Origin of the sequence: Tritonibacter mobilis (genome assembly GCF_001681715.1) — a bacterium.
In the GTDB taxonomy this organism is placed as follows: domain Bacteria; phylum Pseudomonadota; class Alphaproteobacteria; order Rhodobacterales; family Rhodobacteraceae; genus Epibacterium; species Epibacterium mobile.
Map to the genome: position 1 here is coordinate 69342 of NZ_LNWY01000012.1, position 12152 is coordinate 81493.

The window sequence follows — 12152 nt, forward strand, 5'->3', positions numbered from 1 at the left end:
ATCCTACCGGTCCGCGTCCCCATCTTCGTCGGGCGACAGATCGGCGAGATCCGGCTTTGGCGGCGCTGACGTCTGTGGCTCTGATACCGGGGATGAAGGCGTGGTCTTTATCTCCGGCGCAGATGTGCCGGACTGCAGCGCCTCGGGATTTCGAATCCAGATATCGCGCTGTGCGAATGGGATCTCGATCCCTTCTTCATCGAACCGTTTGGCGATCTCGTAGTTCATATCGGATTTCACCGAGAGCACCCAGTTTACATCCCGCAGGATCGCCCGGATCTCGAAATCAAGACTATCTGCGCCAAAGCCCTGAAACACCACCGATGGCGGTGGGTTCATCAGCACCATCGGATGCGATTTCGCCACTTCGGAGAGGATCTCCTCAACCTTGCGAGGGTTGGTGCCATAGGCCACCCCGACAGGCACAATCACCCGCCCCACGGTATTGCCACGGGTGTAATTGGTCACTGTGCCCGAAATCAGATCCGAGTTCGGAACAATCACATCGGTGCGGTCGAAGGTCTCAATCCGGGTGGAACGCACAGAGATATCGCGCACATAGCCCATGAGACCGCCCACTTCGATCCAGTCCCCTTTGGAAACCGGGCGCTCGATCAACAAAATGATGCCCGACACAAAGTTCGACACGATGGTCTGCAGGCCAAAACCGATACCGACGGATAGCGCACCAGCCACAATCGCCAGCGAAGACAGATCCAGCCCTGCGGTCGACACCGCGATCAACGCCGACAGGAATATCCCGATATAGCCGACACCCGACACAATGGCGTTCTGCCCGCCGGGGTCGATCTTGGTTTTTGGCAAGAGTGACGAGCGCAGGCTGCCTTGCAGGAGCCGCGTCAGCACATAGCCGCCCGCAAAGATCACCACAAAAGTCAGGAAGATCGTCGGAGAAATCTTGGTATCCCCGATGTCAAAGCCCTCAAGGAAGCGCGACCAAAGCTCGGTGAGATCAGAGGTCCGCGCGCCCCAGATCAGCGCAAAGAACGGCAGCGAGACCAGAGCCAGCACAAAGCCGGTCATTACCGCAAACAGCGAATCCTCTGCCCCTTGGCTGTTGCGCGTCACCCATCCGTAGATATCGGATAGGAAACGCTGCAAAATCATCAGGGTCGTGACCAGCGCAAGCGTCAGGATCACCGGATAAACGATTGCGATTGCGGCATTAATATACCCCAGCGCGCCTAAAACAGGCGCGATGAGTGCCAAAACAAACACCACGCGACGCAACAGCGACATCGCCCGGCTTGCACCGGCAGCGATTGCGCCTTCGTCATCGTCACTGCCGTTATCACGTTCCTCCTGACGGCGTTGACGCACGCGGATGCGGTTCAACCGAACCAAGAGCAGCGAAGCCAGCAGGATGAGCGGCCAACTCAGGACCGCATAGGTGCCATCTGCAAAATTCTCAATCGTATCGAGCCGGTCCAGCATCAACTGCATCACCAGCACCAGCGCCAGCGACACAAGGATAACCCGGACCTGCCGCTGAAAGCGCGGCTCAAACGGGATCAACTCATTGGTGATTTCATAGACATAAAGCCGTTCCCCCAACCAGTGAGAGGCAAACAGGATCAGGGACCAAAGCGGGACATCGTCCAACAACAGCGTACCGCGCACGCCAAGGACTCCCGACAGGTCAATGGCCCTGACCAGCAGCACCGTCCCGACATAGGGCAACAGGACCTGCAGAAGAGATACGATAAAGCGCCACACCCCGGTGCCGCGCCATCCCAACTCGCGCAGGTAACTCCCGGCCCGCCGCGCCCAATGGCGGCCACGGCCCAGCAACAGCAGAGCGCCCGCTGTTAGCAGAAGGATCACGGGCAAACGGCTGCGAATGCTCTCCCGCGTCGCAGGGTTCGAGAGAAGCCCTACGGTCTCATGCCAAAACGCGCCCAGTACTTTTGCGGTATCTGCAAGAGCCGCTGGCCAGTTTTCAGGGTTCAACGGCATCGGGACGCGTTCCAACAGCGTGCGTGTGGCACGCTCCCGGATCAGCTTGTCAATCTCGGTGATCAGCCCCTGCGCCCGGCTGTAACCCAGATCAGCCAAGACCTGAGGCGCGCTCAGTGTTGCTAGCTGTGACTGAAGCTCTTGGCGCAGTTTGGCGATATTTTCTGGCTCGCTGCCGCTGTCATCCGGAGCAGGCCCGAGCGCATCAATCTGCGCCCGCAACGTCTTTAACCGGTCTGCATTCTGGTTTCCGGCATCCAGAAACTGCTGGCGGTATTCGGTCAACTCGACCCGCAGCGCCTCCAGCGCGCCGTTTGACGCGCGACGGGCATCCAGCACCCGCTCCGCCCGATCAGCGGTGCGCTGCCACGCGTCGTAGTATTCGCCCAATTCGCCGGACGCCACGGTTTGAGCCAGATCGCGCGCTTCGGTCAGGCGCGTTTGATCACCATCGGTTTGCGCAGCGGCCGCAAGTGGCACAAGAAAACAGGTCAGCCATAGAAGGCCGACCTGAAGAAACGTTCTAAAGTTAGTCATTGGGTTCAGACGTCCTCGAACACGCCCGGAATAGATGCCGGGGTATGGGTCATCCAGTCCGGAACTGGCAGGCCCTTGTCCTTTAGGAATTCGGGGTTAAAGAGCTTGGATTGATAGCGGGTGCCATAGTCACACAGCACCGTGACGATGGTGTGACCTGGTCCCATTTCTTTCGCCAGACGCACCGCACCGGCGATATTGATGCCGGACGAGCCCCCCAGAACCAAGCCTTCATCGTGCAGCAGATCAAAGACATAAGGCAGCGCCTCTGCATCAGGGATCTGGTAATTGAAGTCCGGCTTCAACCCTTCAAGGTTCTTGGTGATGCGCCCCTGACCGATTCCCTCGGTGATGGAGGAGCCTTCGGATTTCAGCTCGCCTGAGGTGTAGTAAGAATAGAGGGCCGCGCCGTTAGGATCCGCAAGGCCGATCTTCACGCCCTTGGGCTGCAGCGCCTCGGCGATACCGGCAAGCGTGCCGCCAGAGCCAACCGCACAAATAAAGCCATCGACCTTGCCACCTGTCTGTTCCCAGATCTCAGGACCAGTGGTTTCTACATGCGCCTGACGGTTGGCGATATTGTCGAACTGGTTTGCCCAAATGGCCCCATTTGGTTCGGTTTTCGCAAGCTCATATGCCAAACGTTCCGAATAACGAACATAATTGTTCGGATTTTTATAGGGTGCTGCGGGCACCTGTACCAATTGCGCGCCCGCCAGACGCAGCATGTCTTTCTTTTCTTCAGACTGGGTTTCCGGGATCACAATCACCGTCTTGAACCCCATCGAGGCCCCGACCAGCGCCAGTCCGATACCGGTGTTGCCCGCCGTACCTTCAACAATGGTGCCGCCGGGTTTCAAATCACCACGGGCGATAGCGTCCTTGATAATATAGAGCGCAGCGCGATCCTTGACGGATTGGCCGGGGTTCAGAAACTCCGCCTTGCCAAGAATTTCGCAGCCGGTTTCTTCGCTGACTTTGTTCAGTCGGATCAGAGGGGTATGACCGACAGCATCGGCCAGATCGCGTGCAATGCGCATGAAATTCCCTTTCGCTCGTTCCCTTTTGATGTAGCCGGGGGCACGCACGATCACAAGGGTCGTCAGCAGCGACAGGCAAGCCTTTGCGATGTCTTCGACCTTTTGCGCGCGAAGACGGTTCCATCGCGGCGTGCGCCACCGCAAAACCATCATCTGAAGACCGCCCCAAGCGGTACATTGTCCATCAATGGAATGAATTCAAAGAACGCGCTGACTTACCTGCGGAGTTGCGATGTTTTCACGACATCACATCAGTCTGGCAGGTGTTTCACTTCCAGCGTTTACTGGCAAACTCGGTCACCAGCCCCACCAATGTTCCGCCAACAACCAAAGTGACGAGAACGGTCGGAACGGCCATCACAAAGAAATACTCAAGTGCGATGGTAAATATCGCAGCCAGTGCTTCAAACGGTCCGTCGTAGATATTCCGCTTCGCAAGGCGAAACATCTCAACTGCGCCCTGAATGATCAAAGCCCAAATCACCAAGACCGCCATCCCGGTCAGGCCGTTGTTGATGCCCGGAACGAAACCGCGCCCGGCGCGCCGTCCCATCACTTTCCACCCGGCCACCAGAGCGAGCCCTACATTTACATGGGTAAAATAGCCAAAATCTGTGGACTCGGGCATCAAAGGCATGATTTGCCCTGAAACGACGAACGCCAATAGAGCGAGGGCAACAGAGGCCACGAGGTGTGCGGCGGTAGGCATGGATTTGATTTTCCTGATGTCTGCTCGATTGCCCGTAAGGCTAAGCGCAGCTGAGCCACAAATCCAGCGCAAACCCCAAGTCGCCGCGCGCTTTTATCTGTGGCTCAGGGCCAAATAGGATCAACTTTTGTCCCTGCTGTCGTGATACGCCTCCAGCGCCCGTTCACGGCCGCGTTTGAGATCGATAATCGGCCGCGCGCGTGTGTCTTTTGGACTCAACTCCCAACTCATTGGCGTGGCCGCAAAGAAATCCGTCGCAGTCTGGGGCGGGTCCGACTGCCCCTCTGCCAACCAATTGCGCACGTAGCGCCCTTTGGGGTCGAACTTATCCAATTGGCCATCGGGGTTGAAAATCCGAAAGAAAGGCGCGGCATCCGGCCCCGATCCGGCCACCCATTGCCAGCCCATGGCATTGGACGCAGGATCCCAGTCCACCAAACAGTCCTCAAACCACTGCATCCCGAATTTCCAATGAATCATCAGATGCTTGGTCAGGAAACTTGCCACAATCATCCGGGCGCGATTGTGCATTTTACCGGTGACATAGAGCTCTCGCATTGCGGCATCAACAAAATCATAGCCCGTTTGCCCTTGCTGCCAGCGCAAGAGCGCCTCGCCCGGGTCGTCTTGCCATGGAAAACCGTCCCATTCCTCGCGCCAGTTGCGGGTCAGGATATGCGGCGAGTGATACATCAGGTGATAGGCAAACTCGCGCCAGACCACCTCTTTGAGGAAATGCTCCGCACCCTGTTTGCCGTCCCGCATCGCCTGCGCGCCCAGATGCCACATTCGGTGCGGGCTGATTTCACCCCAGGCAAGGTTTTCCGACAGCTCTGACGTGGCCGCGCGCCCCGGAAAGTCCCGATCAGGCTTATAGGTGGCGACACGCTCCTCAAGGAAGCGGTCCAGTTGCTCCAGCGCCGCGTCCTCACCCACCCGGCAATATCCCGCGACGATCTCAGCGCCGCGACGCATGGCAGCACTCATGTTGTAATCCGCAAGCTCGTCCGTTGCGGGCCACGCATCCGGCTTTGGCAGGTGTGCGGGCGCATCAATCAGACCCTCGACCTCGCGGTCGCGCACGGCCTTCCAGAACGGCGTGTAGACCTTATACATGCCGCCGTCTTTGGTCTCGACTGTCCAGGGTTCGAACATCAGTCTCCCCCCGGTGGATTTTACCGTAATATCAGCGGCTTTGAGCTGTTCCTTGATCTCGGTGTCGCGTTTAATCGCCTCTGGATCATAGAGCCGGGACCAGATCACATGACCGGCTCCGCTCTCTTTGATGACCTCGCGCAACACCGCAAGCGCGTCCCCCTTTCGCAGGGTCAATCGACTGCCGTGCCCCTCGAGCGTTTTGGCAAAACGTTCAAGCCCAAGCCCAAGCCGAAACTTTGGAGCAGCGCCCAGGGCCTCGTCTTGAGGGTCGTGGATATAAAGCGGAATGATCGGTCCGCCCGTCTCCAGTGCCGCCGTCAGGGCCGGATTGTCACGCAGGCGCAGGTCGCGCCTGATCCACCAGATCACCGGTCGGGTGTCAGCCATGGTCAGTCATAGTCCTTGCTCAATCAGATGTTACAGGACGCGATCTAGGGCCTCGATCAGCGCTGTCACCTCCGATTGATCGGTATAATGGGTAAAACTCAGCCGCAGTACGCCTTCGGACGGGTCCACCCCCATCGCATTGAGCGCCCGCACCGCATAAAAATCACCACCGCCGGCCATGATACCCAGCTCGGCCAGTTGTTTTGCCACCGGCTCTGCCGCACGCCCCAGCGCAAGTGCCACGGTCGGTGCGCGATCCTCAGCCGCCGAAGGGCCAAGCAGCCGGATGTCATTGCGATCCTTCACGGCGTCCAGAAGCGGCTGCAACAGGACAATTTCGCGTTGCCGCATCAGGTCGTGCACAAAGGTCCCCATGGCTGCGCCCTTGGTTTCCGTCGCACCGTGATGGGCGGCGAGTGCTTCAAAATAGTCGACCATTCCGGCACAAGCGGCGACCTGCGCATGATCCGGCCCTGCCGGGGTAAAACGCTTGTAGGGCACATCCGCGTTGAAATAATGCGCCTGATTGGGCAGCAGCTCAGCGAGCGCCGGGTTGATGACCGTGATCCCCTGATGCGGGCCATAGGTTTTATAGGCTGAAAACAGATAGATATCTGGCCCCAGCTCACCCACATTTGGCAGGCCATGCGGCGCGTAAGAGACCCCGTCGACACAAACAAAGGCCCCGGCGGCATGCGCCAGCGCGGTTATTTCGGTCACCGGATTGATTTCACCGACGACATTGGAGCAATGGGGAAAACACACCAACCGGACATTTTCATCCAAAAGCTCTTCCAGCGCAGTTGGGTCTAGATGACCCGTCGCCGAATCGATCTGCCATTCCAGAACCTCAATGCCCTCGTCCACCAGACGACGCCACGGACCGGAGTTCGCCTCATGATCCTGATTGGTGACGATGATCTTCTCGCCCGGTTTCAGAAATTTACGAAAGGCCTGTGCCAGAACATAGGTGTTTTGCGTCGTCGAGGGACCAAAGCTCACATCTTGGGCACCGACACCAAGAAGTGCCGCCAGACGGCTGCGCGCTTCGTCCATTTCAGCCCCCGCAACCTGCGAGGCCGCATACGGCGCGTAGGGCTGGACCTTGTGTTCCGTGTAAAACCGGAACAGGCGATCAATCACCTGACGGCAGGTATAAGACCCGCCTGCATTTTCAAAAAAGGCCTGGCCTTGCAGTGCGGCCTGATCGAATGCTGGAAACTGTTTGCGGACAAAATCGATATCCATGGTGCGGCGCGTGCTCCCTTTGCGGATCAATGACGCGATGAGTGCAATTTCACGCCGCAAGATCAAGCCCGGAAACGCCTCGGCGCGGCGCTAAGACGCGCCGAGGCATGGTAATTTACCGGATTACTGGAGTCTTAGCGGTTTAGATCGACAACAACCCGCCCTTGCACCTGCCCCGCAAGAATATCCGCGCCGAGCTTTGGCAGATCCGCTAGCGTCGCGGGGTGCACCATCGCGTCGAGTTTCTCCATCGGCAAGTCAGTTGCAATCCGCTGCCATGCACGCTGACGGTTCTCAAACGGCTGCATCACGGAATCGATGCCCAAGAGGTTCACGCCGCGCAGCAGGAACGGGATCACGGTTGCCGGAAGCGCCGCGCCACCCGCCAGCCCCACCGCCGCAACCGAAGCGCCGTATTTCATCTGGCCCAGCACCCGCGCCAACATGTCGCCGCCAACGGCATCGACGCAACCTGCCCAGGTTTCACTCTCCAGCGGTCGTTTGACGGTCTCGTTCAGATCCGCGCGCGGCACGATCTGGGTCGCGCCAAGGCTCTTGAGGTAGTCCGCCGTCTCTGGCCGCCCAGTGACCGCCGCCACCTCATAGCCCAGATGCGCAAGGATTGCGGTCGCCACCGATCCGACACCGCCCGCAGCACCCGTGACCAGCACCGGGCCGTTCTCTGGTTTCAGACCGTGGTCTTCCAGCGCCATCACCGCCAGCATTGCGGTGAAACCCGCCGTCCCCACCGCCATGGCCTGACGCGACGTGATCCCATCCGGCAGTGGCACCAGCCAATCCGCCTTGACCCGCGCCTTTTGGGAATAGCCGCCCCAATGGGCCTCTCCCACGCGCCAACCGGTCAGCACCACCTTGTCGCCGGGTTTGTAGCGATCATCCGATGATGCCTCGATGGTGCCTGCAAAATCGATCCCCGGCACATGTGGATAATTGCGCACCAACCCGCCGCCCTTCGCGCTGAGGCAGAGGCCGTCCTTGTAATTCACAGTGGAATACTCGACCGCAACGGTGACCTCTGCCTCGGGCAGATCTTCTAGCGTCAGGTCCTGAATGTCAGCAGACGCCTTGCCGCTCTCGCTGTCCTGCGTCATCACTAGTGCTTTGAACATATTGATCTCTCTCGTTAATTCCAGAAATTCTCATGGACGGTCGCAGGACGCATTCCGTCCGGTGTCTCAACCTCGACCTGCGTGCCCGCGTCCCAATGGGTCATCTTCACCATGCCGATGGCGACATTGGTGGTATGATCGGGCGACCATGTGGCCGAGGACACACGCCCCACCCGGCGGCCATTGGCATAGAGCGGCCAAAAGCGATCACAGGGCGGCACCGCGTCGCCCGCAATGGCGATGGGGCGGATCTGCTGCACCGGACCTTCCTTGGCCACCCGCAACAAGGCGTCGCGCCCGATACAGCCGATGGCAGTATGGGTGTTGCAGAACCGGCCCAGCCCGCATTCATGCGGCGTGTTGTCGTCGGTCATGTCGTTGCCGTAACTCAGCAGGCCACTTTCGATCCGTTCGATCAGGTTCGGACAACCTGCCCGCACCTCCAGATCCGCGCCCGCCTCAAACAGCCGATGCCAAAGCGGCATGCCGATGTCGCTGCCCTCAACGTAGATCTCGAAACCGCCCTGTTTCGAGTAGCCCGAGCGCGCCACCACCAGATCGCGCCCCTCGAACTGATATACGCCAAAGCGAAAAAACCGGATCGCGCGCACGGTCTCGCCAAAGACACGCGCCATCAGATCCTCGGCCTTTGGTCCCTGAATTGCGAGCGGTGAGACATCCGGCTCATCCACCAGCACATCCAACCGCCAGCCATTGGCGATGCCTTTGACCCAATAGAGAAGATCACTGTCGGCGATGGAGATCCACCAGCGGTCCTCGGCCAGTTTCACCGCCACCGGGTCATTCAGCATGCCGCCGGTTTCATCCACGATAGGCACATAATAGCACTGACCGGCCATCATGCAGCGCAGATCGCGCGGGGTCAGCATCTGCATCAGGCGCCCCGCATCAGGGCCGCGCAGCTCCACCTGCCGCTCGCAGGCCACGTCCCAGACCTGAACATGGCGTTTGAGGTGGTGATAGTCCGCCTCTACGCTCTCGAACACGGTCGGAAGCAGCATGTGGTTGTAGACGGTGTAGCCTTTGACGCCTGCGGCCTCCACACCCTCCGAAAACGGTGTGCGGCGCAGGCGGCGGGACAGGGAAATTCCGGGTTGAAACAGTGCCATGGCGATCCCTTTCATGGCCCGAGTGCGAGGGGAGCGGCGGGCATAGGTGACCGCCGCCCAATGTCACAGAAGACGCGCGATCAGCGCGGGCCCTTCCAGTCGATCTGGCAGATCTCGGCCGAGCGCCCGTCAAAATCCCATACCCGGCCAAAGGCGCGCACGCGGCCCTTGGTGGCGGTGGCAACGGTGATGTCCGGGCCCATCCAATACTCTGTGTTGGTGACCACAATGTCCTGTTCACTGTCGGCCCCGCCCACCGGCACAACCTCACCGTGGATCTGCTTGCCCACGATCAGGCGGCGGGTCTTGCCTTCGGTTTCAAACAACACCGGCGCGCGCTCCGCCCCGAGGAATTCGCTCACCAGGACCTTGAAAAGCCCCGTGGTTCCCCTTGCTTTTCCAGAGAAAATGTCGATCAGACCATCATAGGCCTCTTCGCTTGCGCGCTCGTCGATGTAGGCAGCCGCCTTCCAGTTGCCGCGCGCCATTAATCCCGGGATTTCCAGGATCAACCCGACATTCAGACCAGACAGATCGGCGTCGCCATAATGCCCTTCATCGATGCGCACGCCCGCCCAAGCCTGACAGTAACCTTCGGTGGGCGGATGCTTGCCCAGCGACACCACGCAGGGGCAAAAGACCGTACAATTGCAGTTAAGGATCAGCTCGCCCTTGATCGCCCAAGGCATGAGTTCGGGCGCCGATGCGACTTGCGGATTCGCCATGTGATTTTTCCTCCCAATTCAAACAGATGTCACAAGAAGCCAAAGTCCCGACGCGCAGAGGACAACGCCCATCGGACGGGTCAACCAGCGCCCGATCTCGGGCAGTTTTTCCAGAACCATAAAAACCGTCGCCAGCCCCATAAAGACGAGGTTCATGACCCCACCGACAAAGGCCAAAAGCATCAGCGCCCAGCAGCATCCCAAACAGACCGCACCAAGGCGCAGACCGTTGCGCAATGGGCCCTCCTCCCAATGCTGCATAAAGAACACCAGCGGGCGGCGGCATTTGGACAGGCAAGAGTCTTTGAGCGGCGTGAACTGATAGACCCCCGCAATCAGCAGGAGCACCGCCGACAGCAGGGATGAACGGCTGTCGCCAAAAACGCTGACCATACCCGCATGGACAAGCGCCAGCTGCAGCGCGGCTGCCAGCAGTGAAAATCCGATCCAGACCATAAGATAGCCAAGCACCAGATCCCCAAACCGGGTGCCTTCCGCCGATTGGCTCAGATCATCGTAAGTGGCAAAGGCCGGCAGTGCCGTGGGTGCCATCATCGCCGCCGACATCAGAACCCACATCAGTGCCATCTTGCCCGCGCCCGCGGCATCCGGCGTCATGCTACACAGCGACACCCAGAATTCCGCACCATAAAGCGCTCCAGCATCGCGCAAATTCTCCGGCACCGACATGGCAAACAACGCAGCCCAAGCCAGCAGAATACCACCAAAGAGTAAGAGCCAGTGCAGGCCGCTCATCTGGCGAATACTCTCTGTCAGGCGTGCTTTAAGCATGGCTTTGCGATGACCTCCCCGTCTCGCTGCGACTCAATAGCTCTTGTGAATCAAATGTCAGACTTTTAAATGTCTGACAAATAAAAATTCCAAACACCCCATCTGACGTGAGGGCAAACCGTTTTGAAGATCGACCCAAACAGCACCGCAGATCTCTCTGCCCAGATTGCCACGGCCATTCGTGATGCCATTGTTGCGGGTGATCTGATCGTCGACGAACGCCTGCCTTCGGAATCAGAATTGGCCGAGCAATTTCAAGTGTCTCGCGCAACCGTACGGGAGGGTTTGAAACGCCTCGCTGCGCAATCCTTGATCCGCACCCAACGCGGCGCAACCGGAGGGGCCTTCGTCAACCGTCTCAGTTTCGAGGACGCCTACAGCCAGCAGATCACCACCTCGACGCTGCTCTTGAGCATGAACGCCGTGAGCTTCGACACCGCCTGCGAGGCCCGATATGCGCTGGAACGAGCCTGCGCGCCGCTTTCAGCCAGCCGCCGCACCGCAGATCAGCTTGCGACCATGCGGGCAGAGATCTTTCGGCAGGGCCAACCCGGTCTCACGGATGAGGCGTTTTGTGCGTCAGATGTGGCTTTTCATCGCGCGTTGGTGGATGGAGCGCATAATCCGGTGCTATCTTATCAGCTTGCCGGGGCCGTAGAAGCGATGCAGCCGCTGATGAACATGATCACCTTCACGGCGCGGGATCGCGCCACCATCCTTACGCTTCACACCACCATCACCGATGCCATCGAATCCGGCAAGGGAGACGCAGCCGTCGCGGGCCTCAGCGCGCTGGAGGAGGAAACGCGCAACCTCGCCGCCGATGTCTTCGCCCGCCGCGCGGCAAAGCGCTGACCCTCTTCATCTTCTTTCAAATATCCCCGCCGGAGGCCACGCGCGTCAGCGCGTCAATTCCCCCTTTAACTCGGCAGTGAACCACCCTATATTCGGTGTGTTCCTTCGGGAACTATGGACATAAACGCGCTCGTAATAAGCGGATCGGACCCGGGGGCGGTACCCGGCGGCTCCACCAAATATCCTTCGTTTGGGGATTATGGGGCCGAAATAGGATCGACGGACGTCTAAAGGGGTTAGCTTTGTCTCGGCTGTCTGCCACCGTTACCGGCGAAAACAGTACAATTGCAAACGACAATCGTGCTCCGGTTGCTCTGGCTGCGTAAGCAGTCCGAGTTGAACCGACTTTAAGCCCTAGCGCCTAGCCGCGTTAGGCGGGGTTCGCAGGTACCTGGCAACAGAAACCTGCACTTTCACTCCCCTGAAATAGCGATGCACCTCTAGGCCATAAGGCATCTCTTAAT

10 protein-coding genes and 1 other RNA gene are annotated in these 12152 nt (G+C 59.1%); 2 read left to right on the forward strand and 9 right to left on the reverse strand.

Annotated elements, in window-relative coordinates; genetic code table 11:
* Nucleotides 1–3: 3 nt before the first annotated feature.
* From UB90_RS11560 to UB90_RS11600, 9 genes are all read right to left on the reverse strand, one after another.
* Nucleotides 4–2514, reverse strand: coding sequence for a DUF3772 domain-containing protein (locus tag UB90_RS11560; protein WP_065325888.1), 2511 nt, complete (start codon nucleotides 2512–2514; stop codon nucleotides 4–6).
* Between the two features lie 5 nt (nucleotides 2515–2519).
* Nucleotides 2520–3554 carry a cysteine synthase A gene (locus UB90_RS11565; protein WP_065326096.1) on the reverse strand — a complete coding sequence of 345 codons (1035 nt, stop codon included), beginning with the start codon at nucleotides 3552–3554 and terminating at the stop codon, nucleotides 2520–2522.
* A 268-nt stretch (nucleotides 3555–3822) separates the two neighbouring features.
* The gene (locus tag UB90_RS11570; RefSeq protein WP_039982854.1) at nucleotides 3823–4263 is read right to left on the reverse strand and encodes a TrgA family protein; all 441 of its coding nucleotides are present in this window, start codon (nucleotides 4261–4263) and stop codon (nucleotides 3823–3825) included.
* 120 nt (nucleotides 4264–4383) lie between these two features.
* The gene (locus UB90_RS11575) at nucleotides 4384–5808 is read right to left on the reverse strand and encodes a cryptochrome/photolyase family protein (protein WP_065325889.1); all 1425 of its coding nucleotides are present in this window, start codon (nucleotides 5806–5808) and stop codon (nucleotides 4384–4386) included.
* A gap of 30 nt (nucleotides 5809–5838) precedes the next feature.
* The gene (locus tag UB90_RS11580; RefSeq protein WP_065325890.1) at nucleotides 5839–7056 is read right to left on the reverse strand and encodes an aminotransferase class V-fold PLP-dependent enzyme; all 1218 of its coding nucleotides are present in this window, start codon (nucleotides 7054–7056) and stop codon (nucleotides 5839–5841) included.
* 134 nt (nucleotides 7057–7190) lie between these two features.
* Nucleotides 7191–8186: an acryloyl-CoA reductase gene (gene acuI / locus UB90_RS11585; protein ID WP_065325891.1), complete on the reverse strand. Its 996-nt coding sequence runs from the start codon at nucleotides 8184–8186 to the stop codon at nucleotides 7191–7193.
* A 14-nt stretch (nucleotides 8187–8200) separates the two neighbouring features.
* Complete coding sequence (locus UB90_RS11590) at nucleotides 8201–9316, reverse strand: dimethylsulfoniopropionate demethylase (protein WP_065325892.1); 1116 nt, start codon at nucleotides 9314–9316, stop codon at nucleotides 8201–8203.
* A gap of 80 nt (nucleotides 9317–9396) precedes the next feature.
* A complete protein-coding gene (locus tag UB90_RS11595; RefSeq protein ID WP_009176404.1) occupies nucleotides 9397–10041 on the reverse strand; it encodes a DUF1326 domain-containing protein in 645 nt (214 codons plus the stop codon).
* 18 nt (nucleotides 10042–10059) lie between these two features.
* Nucleotides 10060–10833 (reverse strand): DUF2182 domain-containing protein, encoded by a 774-nt coding sequence (locus UB90_RS11600; RefSeq protein ID WP_081285573.1) that lies wholly within the window; start codon nucleotides 10831–10833, stop codon nucleotides 10060–10062.
* Between the two features lie 123 nt (nucleotides 10834–10956).
* Here UB90_RS11600 and UB90_RS11605 point away from each other — a divergent pair, with 123 nt between their 5' ends.
* Both UB90_RS11605 and ssrA read left to right on the forward strand, forming a co-directional pair.
* Nucleotides 10957–11688, forward strand: coding sequence for a FadR/GntR family transcriptional regulator (locus tag UB90_RS11605; protein ID WP_065325893.1), 732 nt, complete (start codon nucleotides 10957–10959; stop codon nucleotides 11686–11688).
* Between the two features lie 60 nt (nucleotides 11689–11748).
* Nucleotides 11749–12100: a transfer-messenger RNA gene (gene ssrA / locus UB90_RS11610) on the forward strand.
* Nucleotides 12101–12152 lie beyond the last annotated feature (52 nt).

What these genes read in the sequence shown, in the direction of transcription:
- UB90_RS11560 (WP_065325888.1), bottom strand. Translation starts at nt 2,514, where the DNA reads ATGACTAACTTTAGAACGTTTCTTCAGGTCGGCCTTCTATGGCTGACC.
- UB90_RS11565 (WP_065326096.1), bottom strand. Translation starts at nt 3,554, where the DNA reads ATGCGCATTGCACGCGATCTGGCCGATGCTGTCGGTCATACCCCTCTG.
- UB90_RS11570 (WP_039982854.1), bottom strand. Translation starts at nt 4,263, where the DNA reads ATGCCTACCGCCGCACACCTCGTGGCCTCTGTTGCCCTCGCTCTATTG.
- UB90_RS11575 (WP_065325889.1), bottom strand. Translation starts at nt 5,808, where the DNA reads ATGGCTGACACCCGACCGGTGATCTGGTGGATCAGGCGCGACCTGCGC.
- UB90_RS11580 (WP_065325890.1), bottom strand. Translation starts at nt 7,056, where the DNA reads ATGGATATCGATTTTGTCCGCAAACAGTTTCCAGCATTCGATCAGGCC.
- acuI (WP_065325891.1), bottom strand. Translation starts at nt 8,186, where the DNA reads ATGTTCAAAGCACTAGTGATGACGCAGGACAGCGAGAGCGGCAAGGCG.
- UB90_RS11590 (WP_065325892.1), bottom strand. Translation starts at nt 9,316, where the DNA reads ATGGCACTGTTTCAACCCGGAATTTCCCTGTCCCGCCGCCTGCGCCGC.
- UB90_RS11595 (WP_009176404.1), bottom strand. Translation starts at nt 10,041, where the DNA reads ATGGCGAATCCGCAAGTCGCATCGGCGCCCGAACTCATGCCTTGGGCG.
- UB90_RS11600 (WP_081285573.1), bottom strand. Translation starts at nt 10,833, where the DNA reads ATGCTTAAAGCACGCCTGACAGAGAGTATTCGCCAGATGAGCGGCCTG.